A 16,341-nucleotide genomic window follows, 5' to 3' on the forward strand; every position below is an offset into this window, starting at 1 on the left:
CACAACATCAACATGGTTCAACCAGCGCTAGAGGAACACGGAGATCCAGCGGTGGTGTATCCAGAACCGACATCAACCGGTATCCGTTTTGGGAACCGAGTGATTGGGTATTCCGCGGCCGTTCGCCAGCTCGATAAAGGTCATTATGACAAACGAATCCCGGATGGCATGGAGCTGCTGGCCTGCATTATGGAAGCGGTAGAAAACGGCTGGATTAGCCTGGGTATTGAGAAAGAAATCATTATCTGGCGCTGGTTACTGGTTGCCGTCTTCATTACCGAAGAACGGGAAAAAAACGGAACCATTGACATAGCCAACGAGCAAGGCGGGATTGACACTGCTGTGATCTTTTCCGGCAAGCACGGTGCCATTAGTGTCTACCCTGCACCGGAGCGGTTCAACCTCGCAAATCATGTTGAAGGCTGCGCCATTCAAAAATATAGCCTGAAGGTTGGGCAGGAACTGGCGCTGCGCATGTACCAGGACATGCTCGTGACGGACGATGAACACGGCTTCAGGCTTTCGGCTATGGGCCGCGAAGCTCTCAATCTGCTGCACGACAGCTTTATTGAACATATTCAGACCGAAGGTATGCCAGGCATGCCGGTTATGCACTGAGGAGTAATTTATGCCCCTGAAAACTGAACTGGCACCCGTAGCTGCTCATGACCTTCAGATCATCGAGTATCGCGGTCAGCGTGTCGTAACCACCGAGCAGCTGGCAGCAGGGTATATGGCCACAGAGAAGATGATCAGCAATAACTTCTCACGCAACCAAACTCGCTTTACTGAGGGAAAACATTATTTCGATGTCGAAGGTGAAGAACTTCAGACTCTGAAGAGCTCCCCCTCATTTAGAGGGGTAGTTGATAAACGCACTCCCCGCCTTCGTCTTTGGACCGAGCGCGGCGCAGCAAACCACGCAAAAATTCTGGAGACGGATCAGGCATGGGGATATCACGAGGACCTGGTGGAATTTTACTTCAGCCAGCGTGACTCTATCGCAGCACCAACTTCACCGCTGACACTTAGCCGTAAAGAACTGGCGCTAATGGTCATTGAGGCCGAAGAACGCGCCGAGGCCGCTGCACTGGAAACCAAAACCCTCAGTGCTACCGTCGAAAGTCTGGAGAAGCATTTCACCAAAGGCATGACGATCCCGGCATTCTGCAAGGCGCTGAACGGCGTCAACATCAGCAAAATGTTGTGGTGGGCATTTGAGCGTGACTGGGTGTTCAACGAGCAACGCGACCCGGAAAAAGATCCGCGCTGGCGCGTTGCCTCCTACGCCCGCGATAAATACCTGACAGAAGACCAGACGCAGATCACTCCGCACGGGAAAGAAACTTTCACCAGGTTCACACCTGTGCTGCTAGAGAAAGGGTGTCACCGGCTCTTTCAGCTGTATATGAAAGGTGAACTGCCAATGAAAAAGAGCTGGAACGGTGAACTTTGCCATGACAAAGCGATTTACACACCGGAGAAGAAATGATTACCAAAATTACCTTCTGCAAGATTTGTGAGGTGAATCATGCGTAATGCTGCTGAGATCGTTCTCCTGACCCCTAACGAGTGGGTTTGTGAAAGCGTCCTGATTGCGGTTACCGGGCTTAAGCCCGGAACCATCCTCAGGGCCAGAAAGGAGTGCTGGATGGTCGGGCGGGAATATATTCACGTATCGCCAGACGGAATCCCGAAACCATCCAGCGAGTGCATGTATAACCGGAAAGCGGTCGATGCATGGGTCGCTTCGATGAAAAACAAACAGCCTGGGTGATTTGATGCCATGAACAAGGTAAGCTCATATCGCTCTTGGGCGTCTGGAGGAGTCAATGGATAAAGTCACATATCCAACAGGCGTCGAAAACCACGGTGGAACATTGCGCATCTGGTTTAATTTTAAAGGTAAGCGTGTCAGGGAAAGTCTCGGTGTCCCTGACACCGCTAAGAACAGGAAGATCGCCGGGGAACTGCGGACGTCAGTATGTTTTGCCATCCGCACAGGAACGTTTGAGTATGCTGCACAGTTTCCGGACTCCCCTCACCTCAAGACTTTTGGGGTGGGTAAAAAAGAAATTACAGTGAAAGAGCTTAAAGAAAAGTGGCTGGATCTGAAGAGGATGGAAATCTGCGCGAACGCATTCAACCGTTATGAGTCAGTCGCAAGGAATGTGGTGCCCAGGATAGGGGGTAATCGGCTCGTGTCAGCTGTGACCAAAGAGGAACTGCTGTACATCAGGAAAGATTTGCTGACCGGTCACCAAGCGCCAGTGAAGGGTAAGATCCCGGCGAAGGGAAGAAGTGTTGTTACCGTGAATTATTACATGACAACCATTGCCGGAATGTTTCAGTTTGCTGCGGATCACGGTTACTTAGAGACAAATCCCTTTGTGGGAATTAAGCCTCTTAAAAAAGCCAGGGCAGAGCCAGATCCGCTAACTCGTGACGAATTTATTCGCCTGATAGATGCGTGCAGGCATCAGCAGACGAAAAACCTGTGGTCACTCGCAGTATACACAGGTGTTCGTCACGGGGAGCTGACCTCCCTGGCCTGGGAGGATATCGATCTTGAAGCTGGGACAATAACAATCCGGCGTAATTATACAAAACTGGGCGAATTCACTCTACCGAAAACTGAGGCGAGTACAAACAGGGTCATACACCTTATCCAGCCGGCGATCAACGTTCTGAGGAATCAGGCAGAAATGACCAGGCTAGGAAAGCAGCATCAGATTGATGTGCAGCTGCGCGAGTATGGCAGAACGGAGAGCCACGAATGTACATTTGTCTTTAACCCTCAGTTAGTCAGACGAAGTGATCAGGTAGGCTTTGTTTATAAAGTGGATTCGATAGGTGACCTGTGGGACGCGGCGGAGAAGCGAGCAGGGATAAGACACAGAAAAGCTTATCAGTCGCGTCATACGTACGCGTGTTGGTCACTGTCAGCTGGCGCTAACCCAAGCTTCATTGCCAGCCAGATGGGCCATGCGAGCGCACAGATGGTTTTCAATGTGTACGGTGCGTGGATGGCTGACAGCAGTAACGAGCAGATCGCCATGCTGAATCAGAAGCTTGCGAGTTTTGCCCCACAGATGCCCCAAAGCGAACAAGGCAGCACCAGAGCATTATTAAAATCAGTAAGTTAGTTATGTAAGCCCGCCACTTCAACTGTGTGGAGGGTAACACCACGCTGTATGCCCTGCCGAAGGCCGATATCGTGGCGCGCTGGCATGCCCAGACCACCGACAGCTTTCGCTTCTGCTTTAAGTTTCCGGCGACCATCTCGCACCAGGCGCGGCTGCGCCAGTGCGACGATCTCACCGAAGAGTTCTTTAGCCGCATGGCCCCGCTGGCGGAACGTATCGGCCAGTACTGGCTTCAGCTGCCCGCCTCGTTTGCTCCCCAGGATCTGCCTGCGCTGTGGGCTTTCCTTGACGGCCTGCCTGAAGGTTTTAGCTACGGCGTAGAGGTACGCCATCCGGATTTTTTTGCCAAGGGCGACGCGGAAACGCAGCTCAATCGAGGCCTGCATGCGCGCGGCGTCAACCGCGTGATCCTCGACAGTCGTCCGGTGCACAGCGCCCTTCCCCGCAGCGAAGCGGTGATCGAAGCCCAACGCAAGAAGCCCGTTGTACCTGTCCACGCTGTGGTGACGGCGCAGAATCCGATGGTGCGCTTTATCGGCAGCGACGACATGGCGCAGAACAGCGCCCTATTCGCCGTCTGGCTGGAGAAGCTGGCCCTCTGGGAGCAGAGCACGACCCCCTATCTTTTCCTGCATACGCCGGACATTGCCGAGGCGCCGGTGCTGGTTGATACCCTGTGGTCAGCGCTGCAGCGCGCCGTGCCCTCCGTTGGCCCTGCGCCATCAATTCCGCAACAAACTTCTCTTTTCTGAAGCAGGCGCTATCATAGAGGCGTACCCTTTCCGGGCTTAAATGGAGTTTCTATGGTAAGCGCGCTGTATGCCGTGCTGGGTGTCCTGCTGCTGATTAAGTTCTCTTTTGACGTTGTACGCCTGCGCATGCAGTATCGGGTGTCGATGGGCGACGGTGGGTTTAGCGAGCTACAGACCGCCATTCGCATTCACGGTAACGCGGTGGAGTATCTTCCCGGCGGTCTGATCCTGCTGCTGTTTATGGAGATGAACGGCGCAGAAACCTGGATGGTACACGTCTGCGGCCTGCTGCTGATTGTGGGTCGCCTGATGCACTACTACGGTTTACATCATCAGCTGATGCGCTGGCGGCGTTCTGGCATGAGCGCGACCTGGTGTTCGCTGGTGCTGATGGTGCTGGCAAACCTCTGGTACATGCCCTGGGAGTTGGTTTTCTCTGTGCATTAGCGCACAATACGCCACTTTTGTTTTCTCGGATTTTTACGTTATGTCTCACCGCGACACGCTTTTCTCTGCGCCTATCGCCAGCCTGGGTGACTGGACATTCGATGAACGGGTAGCCGAAGTCTTCCCGGACATGATCCAGCGCTCCGTTCCCGGCTACTCCAACATTATCTCTATGATCGGCATGCTGGCGGAGCGTTTCGTGCAGCCCGCGACTCAGGTCTACGATCTGGGCTGCTCGCTGGGCGCGGCTACGCTCTCCGTACGCCGTAATATCGCCCATCCGGAGTGTAAAATTATCGCCGTGGATAACTCGCCGGCGATGGTTGAACGCTGCCGCCGCCATATTGACGCCTATAAAGCGCCAACGCCGGTTGAGGTGATTGAGGGCGATATTCGCCATATCCGCATTGAGAACGCGTCGCTGGTGGTGCTGAACTTCACCCTGCAATTTATTGAGCCTGCGGAACGCCAGGCGCTGCTGGACAACATCTACCAGGGACTGAATCCGGGCGGTGCGCTGGTGCTGTCGGAAAAATTCAGCTTTGAAGATGCCACCACCGGCGAGCTGCTGTTTAACATGCACCACGATTTTAAACGTGCCAACGGATACAGCGAGCTGGAGATCAGCCAGAAGCGCAGCATGCTGGAGAACGTGATGCTTACCGACTCCGTGGAGACGCACAAGGCCCGCCTGCGCCAGGCCGGGTTTGAACATAGCGAACTCTGGTTCCAGTGCTTTAACTTCGGGTCACTGGTGGCCTTGAAAGCAGGAGCATCGGCATGATCGAGTTCGGTGACTTCTATCAGCAGATTGCTAAAAGCCCCCTCGCCCACTGGCTTGAGACCCTTCCCGCTCAGATCGCCACCTGGCAGCGCGGCGCTCTGCACGGCCAGTTCAAGCAGTGGACCAACGCGGTAGAGTTTCTGCCGGAGATGCAGCCGTACCGCCTCGATCTGCTGCACAGCGTGACGGCGGAGAGCGAAAGCCCGCTGAGTCCGGGGCAGATCAAGCGCATCGATACGCTGCTGCGTAACCTGATGCCCTGGCGCAAAGGGCCGTTCTCGCTCTATGGTGTGGATATCGATACCGAGTGGCGCTCCGACTGGAAGTGGGATCGTGTCCTGCCGCACCTCTCCGACCTGACCGGGCGCACGATCCTCGACGTTGGCTGCGGCAGCGGCTATCACCTGTGGCGAATGGTGGGCGCGGGCGCACACCTGGCGGTAGGGATCGATCCGACCCAGCTGTTCCTCTGCCAGTTTGAGGCGGTGCGCAAGCTGCTGGGCGGCGACCAGCGGGCGCATCTCCTGCCGCTGGGCATTGAGCAGCTTCCGGCGCTGAACGCCTTTGACACGGTCTTCTCGATGGGCGTGCTCTATCATCGCCGCTCCCCGCTGGAGCATCTGTGGCAGCTTAAGGATCAGCTGGTGAGCGAAGGCGAACTGGTGCTGGAGACGCTGGTGGTCGAGGGCGATGAGCGCACGGTGCTGATCCCTGGCGATCGCTATGCCCAGATGCGCAACGTCTACTTTATCCCCTCCGCGCTGGCGCTGAAAAACTGGCTGGAGAAGTGCGGCTTTGTGGATGTACGTATCGTTGACGTCTGCCAGACCACCACCGAAGAGCAGCGCCGCACCGACTGGATGATCACCGAGTCGCTGGCTGAGTTTCTCGATCCAAGCGACCCGAGCAAGACCATTGAGGGCTACCCCGCCCCGCTGCGTGCGGTATTGATCGCGAAGAAGCCGTAACGCATTAACGCCGGGTGGCGGCTACGCCTTACCCGGCCTACACACGCTGCAATTTTTCCAAAAAAAATGGCCCCTGTTGAAATGGCAGGGGCCTGGTACAAAGCAAGCATCATATTGGGCGACATGATGTGCGGTAAAAAAGGGTCAGAACGCACGATGACGGGTAATCATCGCTTTCATTTCCGCTACAATTTCACCGTCCACGCAATAGCGCAGATACTCATCCGACTGCGCGTCAGACGACATCGACAATCCCTGTTGACGGTAACGCATGGGTGAAGGCGTCCACATTCCTGCGGAGCTGTGCACCTCCTCTACCCCTGCGTTCAGAAACAGATGCAGGTTGCTGGCTCGAACACCAGCACCAGCCATAATGATTGGAGCACCGGATCGTGCTTTTAGTTCCGTAATTAATGAAAGTCCTTTTTCCGCTGACGCCTTTTGCCCCGAGGTGAGGATGCGCGAAACGCCCAGATCGGCTAGTTTATCAATGGCTTCTAGCGGATTTCTGCACATATCAAAGGCGCGATGAAAAGTGACCGCCATCCCCTCCGCGGCCTGCATTATTTGCCGCATTCGGGGCATATCGACACTTCCATCCTCTTCCAGCACGCCGATTACCAGGCCCGGAAAGCCAAGCGCCTGTATCAGCCTGACGTCGTCGAGCATGGCGCTGAATTCATCATCGGTGTAGCAGAAGTCACCCCCGCGCGGGCGGATAATCGGGTGCACGGGAATGGTCACCGTCTCGCGCACTAGCCGCAGGACGCCATGAGAGGGCGTCAACCCGCCCTCTTTCGGCGCCGCACAAAGCTCAATGCGATCCGCCCCGTTGAGCTGCGCGGTCTCGGCGCTCGCCTGGCTATAACAGCAGATCTCCAGCAGAGCCATTTCTCTTCCTCCTCTGTTCTACTCTACGCGCCGCTTTCGCTCGCGACGATCTCTTCGATGGACCAGGGGTGGAACTTCACCGTTACCGTGCCATCGGTCACAGCAAGGGTTGGGTTGGGCAGGCGTTCGCGCTCCCCTTTTGGCGAGCTGGTTTTAATGGCAATGCCCGGCTGGCGTAGCCCCTCATCTGCCAGCAGCGCCAGCGCCCGGGCGTTAAGCGTCTCCGGCTCGCCGGGCAGCACGATCTCGATATGCTCCCAGCCTTCATGCGGATAGCGCTTCTCCCCCGGCCACGGCAGCTCAACCACCGTAAAGGACCAGGGCGCCACCTTAACCGGCTGGTGCAGCTTAAACAGGCAGATCGGCCGACCATTAATGATGTTCTCCGACAGCAGCGTGCCGCACTGCTCAAACCCACGCCGCCAGCGCTCGGCGGTAGTATTCTGATGGCAGCGCAGCGAAATGTGATCGGCCTCCAGAGGCGCCATATCCAGCCCCAGACGGGTGGCAAGTTCTGTTAACGCTTTCGTAAAACGCGGAAGATCCGCAGAAATATCATGCAATTCGTCAATGGTCTGCCAGTCAGCCATGGTTAACGCCCTCGTTTGTCGCAAAGCCGCTAATTTACCCTGTTGTGGAACACTCACCAAACGGCGATTGCCCCGCCCGGCAAATGAATGATTATTCACGATTAGCTTGCCGGTTATTTGCGCAAAACCCGCGTCCCGACAGGGCTGACGGCAGCAGGCAATTGCAGTATACTCCCGGCTTTACTTATCAACACCCGGACGCGGGCGCCTTTTTGCGCGCTGCGTCGTTAACGTAAGGTATCCCGGTGAATATTCAGGCACTTCTCTCAGAAAAAGTCAGTCAGGCACTGATTGCCGCAGGCGCGCCTGCGGATTGCGAGCCGCAGGTTCGTCAGTCAGCAAAAGTACAGTTTGGTGACTACCAGGCCAATGGCGTCATGGCGGTTGCGAAAAAACTGGGCATGCCCCCGCGACAGGTTGCTGAGCAGGTCCTGACTCACCTTGACCTCAACGGCATTGCCAGCAAGGTCGAGATCGCCGGGCCGGGCTTTATCAATATCTTCCTCGATCCGGCATTTCTGGCCGACCAGGTAAACCAGGCCCTGACCTCCGATCGTCTGGGCCTCTCCCGCCCGGAGCCGCAGACCATCGTGGTTGACTACTCTGCCCCGAACGTGGCGAAAGAGATGCACGTCGGCCATCTGCGCTCAACCATCATCGGCGACGCCTCCGTACGTACCCTTGAGCTGCTGGGTCACAAGGTGATCCGCGCCAACCACGTCGGCGACTGGGGCACCCAGTTTGGGATGCTGATTGCGTTCCTGGAGCTTAAGCAGCAGGAGAACGCGGGCGAGATGGCGCTGGCGGATCTCGAAGCCTTCTACCGCGAAGCGAAGAAGCACTACGACGAAGATGAAGCCTTTGCCGAGCGCGCCCGTGGCTATGTGGTTAAACTCCAGGGCGGGGACGAGTACTGCCGTCAGATGTGGCGCAAGCTGGTGGATATCACCATGGCGCAGAACCAGGTCAACTACGATCGCCTGAACGTGACCCTGACCAGCAAGGACGTGATGGGTGAAAGCCTCTATAACCCGATGCTGCCGGGCATCGTCGCCGATCTGAAAGCCAAGGGTCTGGCGGTAGAGAGCGAAGGCGCAACCGTGGTCTTCCTCGACGAGTACAAAAATAAAGAGGGTGAGCCGATGGGTGTCATCATCCAGAAAAAGGATGGCGGCTACCTCTATACCACAACCGATATCGCCTGTGCCAAGTACCGCTTTGAAACCCTGCACGCCGATCGCGTGCTCTACTACATCGACTCCCGTCAGCATCAGCACCTGATGCAGGCGTGGACCATCGTGCGTAAAGCGGGCTATGTGCCGGAGAGCGTGCCGCTGGAGCACCACATGTTTGGCATGATGCTGGGCAAAGACGGCAAGCCGTTCAAAACCCGTGCGGGCGGTACCGTCAAGCTCTCCGACCTGCTGGACGAGGCACTTGAGCGCGCCCGCCGTCTGGTGGCAGAGAAGAACCCGGATATGCCTGCCGATGAGCTTGAGAAACTGGCTAACGCGGTGGGTATCGGCGCGGTGAAATATGCGGATCTCTCTAAAAACCGTACCACCGACTACATCTTCGACTGGGATAACATGCTGGCCTTTGAGGGGAATACCGCGCCGTACATGCAGTATGCCTACACCCGCGTGCTCTCCGTGTTCCGTAAAGCGGAGATTGACGAGAGCGTGCTGGCAAGTGCCAACGTGGTCATCACTGAAGATCGTGAAGCCCAGCTGGCGGCGCGCCTGCTACAGTTTGAAGAGACGCTGAACGTGGTTGCACGGGAAGGAACGCCGCACGTGATGTGCAGCTACCTCTACGATCTGGCGGGCCTCTTCTCCGGCTTCTACGAGCACTGCCCTATTCTTACCGCCGAGAGCGACGAGACGCGCCTGAGCCGTCTGAAGCTGGCGCAGCTTACCGCGAAAACGCTGAAGATGGGCCTGGACACTCTCGGGATCCAGACCGTCGAGCGGATGTAAAGAGTATTAACGGATCCTGTAGCCCCGGTTAGCGCAGCGCCACCGGGGAAAACGCCTGATGGCGCTTCGCTTATCAGGCCTACAGGAGCGGCAATCCTTAGAAGTATTTCCGCAGGTACTCGGTCAAACAGAGTATCGCCATCGCCTGGCCATAGGGCATCGAAGTCAGCGGAATATTGCGGTAGAAGTCGAGGTTCGATCCCATTCCGGTCCCAAAGGAGGTTTGCAGCAGCTCCCCTTCCGGCGAAATGTTATTCACAATCCCCTTAATCGCCCTATCCGCGACCTCAGCGTACTGCGGCCCGACGTAGCGCTTGCGCACCGCTTTTAAAATACCGTAGGCGAACCCGGCGGTGGCCGAGGCCTCAAGATAGGAGTGCGGATCGTCGAGCAGCGTATGCCACAGGCCGCTGTCGTCCTGACACGTCGCCAGGGCGGCGATCTGCGCATTCAGCACCTGCACCAGGTAGCGACGAACGGCGTTGTTCTCCGGCAGATCCACCAGCTCGAGGAAATCCGGGATCACAATGGTGAGCCAGCTGTTGCCCCGCGCCCAGCGCGCATGGGCAAAGTTGTGGTTACCCTCGTAGCTCCAGCCGTGGAACCAGAGACCGGTCTGGCGATCCATCAGGTTCTGCACGTGCAGCAGGAACTGATACACCGCCTCTTCGACATACTCCGGGCGATTGAGCAGCTTGCCGATCTTCGCCAAAGGCAGCACGGTCATCATCAGCGTATCGTCCCACATCTGCTGATGGTTCTCCTCTGCCAGGGTAATGTGCTGCATCCCGCCGTGCTCGGTGCGCGGCATCTCGCTCATCGCCCACTCGGCCCAGCTCTCCAGCCACGGCAGGTATGACGGGTTGCGGGTCTCCTCATAGCGATACGCCAGGGTCAGGAACGGTGCCATGGTATTGACGTTCTTGGTGGTTGCCCCCTCGGCAAAGCGGTCCGCGAACCAGCTATCAATGATCTCCCGCATCGTCTCATCGCCGGTCTGGCGATAGTATTGATACATGCCGTACAGCCCCACGCCGTGCGTCCACTCCCAACCCGCCCAGCCTTTGGTATCAATGACGCGCCCGTCGTCTAGTCGCAGTAAGAACTCACCGGATGCATCCTGAATATTGACCAGGTTATGGGTCACCTTCTGGATCAGTGCCTTCAGCTCATCCCGGGCAATAAAGCGCGCCGGCTGACAGAGTAAAGGGCTATGTTTGACAGGATAAACAATCATTTACTTAACCTCTTGCGTATTGAATTCATGGCCGGGGCGATCTTTCAGCGACGGCGCGGCTGGCTTGTTACGATTCAGATAGCCGATATTGTTGTTGCCCCACAGCGACTCATAAGGCATCCCCGCCAGCATCTCGACGGTGGCCCGCGCCTGCGGCGTCACGGTCTCCGGCATCACGCGGCCAGACTGGCGCATTTTGGCCGTCTCCTCCCGCAGCACGCTGTGGGTTCTCAGGTTCAGCTTAAAGCGCAGCGACACCAGGAAGCCGCAGAGCAGCACCGCTACCGTACCGAAGCAGAGGATCATCAGAATGGTGTGGCTAACCGACTCCGGCTGCGTTTTCTGACCGGAGACGAAGCCAGAAGCCTGCATGACGATCCCCACCAGCATCACCGCCCCGGCCTGGGAGGCTTTACGGGTCAGGGTCATGATGCCAGCGAAGATCCCCTCCCGGCGCTGGCCGGTGATCACTTCATCCACGTCGGAGATATAGGTGTAGGTATTCCACGGCACGTAGTTGATACCCCCGCGTCCCAGGCCCGCAACGGCAGAAACCAGCAGCAGCAGGGAGTAGATGTCGCTCAGGCCCGCATAGTAGAGCACGGCGTAGGAGATGGAGCTTAAGCCAAACAGCGTCACCACCATCCGGTAGGACGGCGCGGGTCCAAAGCGAATGCAGAGCGGGATCATGGCGATGACCGCGATGAACTGGAAGATAGCCATGGTGCCGAGCAGGTTAGAGGCCAGCGACGCCTCCTGCATCAGGACAAATACGACGTAGTAGGTAAAGACGGCGTTGAAGACGTCCTGAGCAATATAGCCCCCGAGGTACATGCCCAGATGCTGACGGAAAATTTTGATACGCAGGGTCGAGCTGAGTTCGACAAACAGACGGTTCATGCTCTGACGGAAGGTCAGGTGCTTCTTCTCCTCTTCTGCACGCAGCGCGGCCTCGGTCCACTCTTCACGCGGGCGCTCCCAGGTGAAGAACCAGACGAAGGTCAGCATCAGAGCACAAAGCACCGAGAAGACCAGGCTGGCATAGAAGAAAGAGACCGGGTTGTCTTTACCGAAGTGGGTGAGCAGGATCCCCGGCAGGAACGAGGCGAGGATCGCCGACATCTGCGCCATGCCGATACGCGCCCCGGAGAACTTGGTCTTCTGTTTAAAGTCGTCGGTCATCTCCGGTACCAGTGTCTCATACGGGACGAGGATCATGGTGTAGACGATATCGAACAGCAGGTAGGTGAGCAGGTAGTACCAGAAGCCCATGTCGCCTACCCACATGATGGAGTAGCTAAAGACGCACGGGATGCCGAGCATAATAAAAAACTTACGGCGGCCGAAGCGTTTGCCCAGCCAGGTCGAACCGAAGTTATCGGTTAAGAAACCCATCAGCGGGCTGACGACCGCATCCAGCACCCTTGCGGTTGCAAAGATGAAGGTGGCCTCGATAGGCGTTAAACCACAAAACGTTGTGTAGAAGTAGAGGAGCCACGCAGCGGTCAACGCTGTCGTCCCGGCCCCTAAAAAGTCACCGGATCCGTAGGCGAGGTAGTTCGCCAGTCCAATTTTACGTGTTTTCATTGCCGCCAACCCTTTTTGTTTTGGGAGTACTTACACGGCTAAAGTAAGAGGATGCGCCCGGAGAAACCTTTCTGTTTCTGCCACTGCGCAGACGCGGTTGGCAAAAATACAAAGAGTCTCACTACGGGTGTCACTGATTTATAAAACAGTGTTTCTAGCTCATCAAAAGGCGGGGTCAAAAATTGAGAGCCAGCCATCATAATCCCATTGAAAATGGTGATGACTGGCGAAGAATGAAGCGGTTAGCGGTAGTTTACAATGACTTCATTGCGGCTGACCTTCAGCGCTGGCAGCAGGCGTCCGCCGCCGGGCACCTCCCAGATAAAGCGCAGCGGCTCAGCGGCGGAAATGCCGCTGAAGGCGTGAGTTGTGCCGCTCTCTCCGTCCAGCTCCGTGCAGCGGATCGACGAGCAGAGGCGCACCCGCAGCCCGGCTGGCGTCGGGCCATTAAGCGCGTAGCGCCACGCCACCAGCGTCATCTGACCGGAAACGGGCTGAGAGGAGGCCAGCGGCCGAGAAGAGATGGACTCCCCCCGGTGGTTGAGGGTGAGGCCAATGCTGCTCGCCTGCCATGCCCCCTCGCCTGCCGCGTGGGTCAGCAGCGGCAGCGTCAGAAGTAGCCATAAAAACCTACGCACTATTTACCTCCGATGGTGGCGGTCATGCGGATGTTGCGGTTATCCGACAGCTCCATATTGGAGAGCACGACCAGCTGCGTCAGGCTACGGCGCAGGAAACGAGACAGCAGCGGACGCAGGGCGTGGTTCACCAGCAGCACCGGCGGCGCGCCAAGCATCTCCTGACGGGCCAGCGCCTCCTGGGTCTGGGCCAGCAGACGATCCGCCAGCCCCGGCTCCAGGCCACCACCACCCTGTAAAGCCTGTAGCAGCAGACGCTCAAGCGGCGTATCCAGACCGATCACCTGCACTTCACCAGTGCCCGGGAACCACTGCTGGGTGATCGCCCGGCCCAGCGCCACGCGCACGACGGCGGTCAGCTCATGCGGATCGCTCTGGATCGGCGCATGCTCGGCCAGGGTTTCCAGAATGGTACGCATATCGCGAATCGGCACCTTCTCATCCAGCAGGTTCTGCAACACCTTGTGCAGAGTGGTAAGCGTCACCACGCCCGGAACCAGATCTTCAGTGAGCTTCGGCATCTCCTGGCTCACGCGATCCAGCAGCTGCTGCGCCTCCTGGCGACCAAATAGCTCGGAGGCGAACTGGCCAATCAGGTGGTTAAGGTGGGTTGCCACTACGGTACTGGCCTCTACCACGGTATAGCCCTGGATCTGCGCCTGCTCTTTCAGGGCGCTTTCGATCCAGATCGCCGCCAGGCCAAAGGCCGGATCTACCGTCTGCTCGCCGGGCAGGGTTCCTGCCGCCGTGCCGGGGTTGATCGCCAGCCAGCGGCCCGGATAGGCCTCGCCGCTGCCGATTTCGACGCCCTTCATCAGAATACGGTAGCGCGCCGGGGGGAGATCCATATTGTCACGGATGTGCACTACCGGCGGCAGGAAGCCCATATCCTGGGCAAATTTCTTACGAATACTGCGGATACGCCCAAGCAGCTCGCCATCCTGCTGGAAATCGACCATCGGGATCAGGCGGTAGCCCACCTCCATCCCGAGGGAGTCCTCCAGCTGGACGTCGTTCCAGGTGGCCTCAACCGCCTGGTTGTTCTCCGGCATCTTCACCGGCGCTGCTTCAACCGGGGCCTTCTGTTCACGCCCGCGCAGCCACCAGGCAAGCCCAAGCAGCCCGGCGGTAAAGAGCAGGAAGACAAAGTTTGGCATACCGGGCACCAGGCCCAGCAGACCCAGCACGCCGGCACTCAGCAGCATCACGCGCGGGTTGCTAAACAGCTGACCCACCATCTGCTGGCCCACGTCCTGATCGGTCGCTACGCGGGTTACGATCACGCCCGCCGCGGTGGAGATCACCAGCGCCGGGATCTGGGCCACCAGACCGTCACCGATGGTCAACAGGGTATAGCTCTCCGCCGCGTGGCCCATGTCCATACCGTGCTGCAGAACGCCTACCAGCAGACCGCCGACGACGTTAATCACCATGATCAGGATGCCCGCGATGGCATCGCCGCGCACGAACTTACTCGCACCGTCCATGGAGCCGTAGAAGTCAGCCTCCTGGGTCACTTCCGAGCGGCGTTTTTTCGCTTCCTCTTCACCGATAATCCCGGCGTTGAGGTCGGCGTCGATCGCCATCTGCTTGCCTGGCATCCCGTCGAGGACAAAGCGCGCGCCCACTTCTGCGATACGCCCGGCACCCTTGGTGATAACCATAAAGTTAATGATGACGAGGATAACGAACACCACGATACCGATGGCAAAGTTACCGCCAACGAGGAAGTGGCCGAAGGCTTCAACCACCTTCCCTGCCGCCGCGCCGCCGGTATGCCCTTCCATCAGGATGATACGGGTCGAGGCGACGTTCAGCGCCAGCCGCAGCAGCGTAGTAAACAGCAGAATGGTCGGAAACGCGGCGAACTCCAGCGTGCGCTGGGTGAACATCGCCACCAGCAGCACCATGATGGAGAGCGCGATGTTAAAGGTAAACAGCAGGTCAAGGATGAACGCCGGAAGCGGCAGCACCATCATCGACAGGATAAGCAGAATCAGTATCGGTCCAGCAAGAATCTGCCATTGACCTGATTTCATGTTGCCAGGCAGGCGCAACATCGTCACCAGATTATTCATCAGTGTCCTTCTCGTCGTTCATAAAATCCAGTGCTTCAGGCACCGGAAGATTGGCGGGTTTCACCGGCGCTTGCCCACCAGCGAGCTTCCAGCGTTTGAGCTGCCATACCCAGGCCAGCACTTCGGCTACTGCCGCGTAGAGCTGGCCGGGGATCTGCTGGCCGACATCGGCATGGCGGTAGAGGGCACGCGCCAGCGGCGGCGCTTCCAGCAGTGGAATACGGTTTTCAGCGGCAATTTCACGAATGCGCAACGCCACCAGCCCGGCACCTTTCGCCAGCACCTTCGGCGCACTCATTTTGTTCTCATCGTACAGCAGCGCCACGGAGTAGTGCGTCGGGTTAGTGACTACCACGTTAGCCTTCGGCACGTCCGCCATCATGCGGCGGCGCGCGGCGGCGCGCTGCATCTGGCGAATGCGCCCTTTCACATGCGGATCGCCTTCGCTCTGCTTGTGTTCATCGCGGATATCCTGACGGGACATGCGCAGCTTTTTGATGTGGCTGTAGATCTGCCAGATTACGTCAAAGCCCACCATCGGGATGATGCCCAGCACCACCAGCAGCACGCAGAGCCCCACTAAGTTGAGGGCATTGCTCATGGCCGACAGCGGCGACTCGCTCATCAGGCGCATCATATCTGGCCACTTGTGGGTCAGATAGAGGCCCGCCACGCCGCCCATCAGCACAGCCTTCAGCACCGCCTTCACCAGCTCCGCGCCAACCTGGGCGGAAAAGAGGCGCTTCAGGCCGCTGAGCGGGTTGAGCTTGGAGAACTGGAACTGCAGCGACTTGCCGCTAAACACCAGGCCGCCCAGCAGGATCGGGGCGATCAGCGCCACCAGCACCACGCCGGTGATGAGCGGCAGCAGCGCGATCATCGCCTCTTTAATCAGCAGAATGGTCTGGCCGAGGATCAGATGGGGATCGTTGACAATGCCGTGGTCGAAGCGAAGGCCGGATGAGAGCAGTCCCGCCAGCCTGCGGGCGAGCGACTCCCCTCCAATCCAGATCACGCAGATGCCGACCACCAGGATTAGGAGCGATGTAAGCTCTTTGGAACGGGGAACCTGCCCCTCCTCACGCGCCTTCTCTAGTCGGTGGGGTGTGGGGGCCTCTGTTTTGTCCTCGTTGTCTTCTTCAGCCACGGGCAAAATTCCGCTGATACAATTTTGTATCATGATGCCTGAGACAAGCCCGAACAATGGGCGAATAAACGAGGCTAAAAGGCGGGCTTTTTGGCGT

Annotated in this window: 15 protein-coding genes and 1 pseudogene; 9 read left to right on the forward strand and 7 right to left on the reverse strand. The window is 57.7% G+C overall.

Annotated features, from left to right (window positions below; all coding sequences use genetic code 11):
* The first annotated feature begins 99 nt into the window (after window positions 1-99).
* The 8 genes and pseudogenes from RTP97_RS05390 to cmoB all read left to right on the forward strand — a co-directional run bounded on the left by RTP97_RS05390 (window position 100) and on the right by cmoB (window position 6,097).
* Window positions 100-618 (forward strand): hypothetical protein, encoded by a 519-nt coding sequence (locus tag RTP97_RS05390; protein WP_312411706.1) that lies wholly within the window; start codon window positions 100-102, stop codon window positions 616-618.
* 10 nt (window positions 619-628) lie between these two features.
* Complete coding sequence (locus RTP97_RS05395) at window positions 629-1,492, forward strand: ORF6N domain-containing protein (RefSeq protein WP_312411621.1); 864 nt, start codon at window positions 629-631, stop codon at window positions 1,490-1,492.
* Between the two features lie 39 nt (window positions 1,493-1,531).
* Window positions 1,532-1,777 carry an excisionase family protein gene (locus RTP97_RS05400; protein ID WP_312411623.1) on the forward strand — a complete coding sequence of 82 codons (246 nt, stop codon included), beginning with the start codon at window positions 1,532-1,534 and terminating at the stop codon, window positions 1,775-1,777.
* A gap of 55 nt (window positions 1,778-1,832) precedes the next feature.
* Window positions 1,833-3,146, forward strand: coding sequence for a site-specific integrase (locus tag RTP97_RS05405; protein WP_312411624.1), 1,314 nt, complete (start codon window positions 1,833-1,835; stop codon window positions 3,144-3,146).
* Window positions 3,147-3,154: 8 nt separating this feature from the next.
* A pseudogene (locus tag RTP97_RS05410) lies at window positions 3,155-3,898 on the forward strand (DUF72 domain-containing protein); the annotation flags it as partial.
* A gap of 51 nt (window positions 3,899-3,949) precedes the next feature.
* A complete protein-coding gene (locus RTP97_RS05415; RefSeq protein WP_312227094.1) occupies window positions 3,950-4,345 on the forward strand; it encodes an MAPEG family protein in 396 nt (131 codons plus the stop codon).
* A 40-nt stretch (window positions 4,346-4,385) separates the two neighbouring features.
* Window positions 4,386-5,129: a carboxy-S-adenosyl-L-methionine synthase CmoA gene (gene cmoA, locus RTP97_RS05420; protein ID WP_312411627.1), complete on the forward strand. Its 744-nt coding sequence runs from the start codon at window positions 4,386-4,388 to the stop codon at window positions 5,127-5,129.
* Window positions 5,126-6,097, forward strand: coding sequence for a tRNA 5-methoxyuridine(34)/uridine 5-oxyacetic acid(34) synthase CmoB (gene cmoB / locus RTP97_RS05425; RefSeq protein ID WP_312411630.1), 972 nt, complete (start codon window positions 5,126-5,128; stop codon window positions 6,095-6,097). Before cmoA ends, cmoB begins: the two co-directional genes overlap by 4 nt.
* Window positions 6,098-6,241: 144 nt before the next feature.
* On the opposite strand, the gene cutC is transcribed toward cmoB, so the two are convergent.
* Together cutC and RTP97_RS05435 are read right to left on the reverse strand one after the other, a co-directional pair.
* Window positions 6,242-6,988: a copper homeostasis protein CutC gene (gene cutC / locus RTP97_RS05430; protein WP_312411633.1), complete on the reverse strand. Its 747-nt coding sequence runs from the start codon at window positions 6,986-6,988 to the stop codon at window positions 6,242-6,244.
* Between the two features lie 23 nt (window positions 6,989-7,011).
* Window positions 7,012-7,578 (reverse strand): VOC family protein, encoded by a 567-nt coding sequence (locus tag RTP97_RS05435; RefSeq protein WP_312411635.1) that lies wholly within the window; start codon window positions 7,576-7,578, stop codon window positions 7,012-7,014.
* Window positions 7,579-7,823: 245 nt separating this feature from the next.
* Here RTP97_RS05435 and argS point away from each other — a divergent pair, with 245 nt between their 5' ends.
* Complete coding sequence (gene argS / locus RTP97_RS05440; RefSeq protein ID WP_312411637.1) at window positions 7,824-9,557, forward strand: arginine--tRNA ligase; 1,734 nt, start codon at window positions 7,824-7,826, stop codon at window positions 9,555-9,557.
* A 97-nt stretch (window positions 9,558-9,654) separates the two neighbouring features.
* Here argS and RTP97_RS05445 read toward each other — a convergent pair whose 3' ends face one another.
* The 5 genes from RTP97_RS05445 to flhB form a co-directional block, all read right to left on the reverse strand.
* Window positions 9,655-10,794, reverse strand: coding sequence for a glycoside hydrolase family 105 protein (locus tag RTP97_RS05445; protein ID WP_312411638.1), 1,140 nt, complete (start codon window positions 10,792-10,794; stop codon window positions 9,655-9,657).
* On the reverse strand, window positions 10,795-12,381 hold the full coding sequence (locus tag RTP97_RS05450) for an MFS transporter (RefSeq protein WP_312411639.1): 1,587 nt from the start codon (window positions 12,379-12,381) through the stop codon (window positions 10,795-10,797). It abuts the gene before it with no gap.
* 242 nt (window positions 12,382-12,623) lie between these two features.
* Window positions 12,624-13,019 carry a flagellar protein FlhE gene (locus tag RTP97_RS05455; protein WP_312411642.1) on the reverse strand — a complete coding sequence of 132 codons (396 nt, stop codon included), beginning with the start codon at window positions 13,017-13,019 and terminating at the stop codon, window positions 12,624-12,626.
* Window positions 13,019-15,097, reverse strand: coding sequence for a flagellar biosynthesis protein FlhA (flhA, locus tag RTP97_RS05460; RefSeq protein WP_312411644.1), 2,079 nt, complete (start codon window positions 15,095-15,097; stop codon window positions 13,019-13,021). Before flhA ends, RTP97_RS05455 begins: the two co-directional genes overlap by 1 nt.
* Window positions 15,090-16,244, reverse strand: coding sequence for a flagellar biosynthesis protein FlhB (gene flhB / locus RTP97_RS05465; RefSeq protein WP_312209284.1), 1,155 nt, complete (start codon window positions 16,242-16,244; stop codon window positions 15,090-15,092). The genes flhA and flhB overlap by 8 nt, the downstream gene beginning before the upstream one ends.
* Between the last annotated feature and the right edge of the window lie 97 nt (window positions 16,245-16,341).

It is taken from the genome of Pseudescherichia sp., from assembly GCF_031998825.1.
Taxonomy (GTDB): domain Bacteria; phylum Pseudomonadota; class Gammaproteobacteria; order Enterobacterales; family Enterobacteriaceae; genus Pseudescherichia.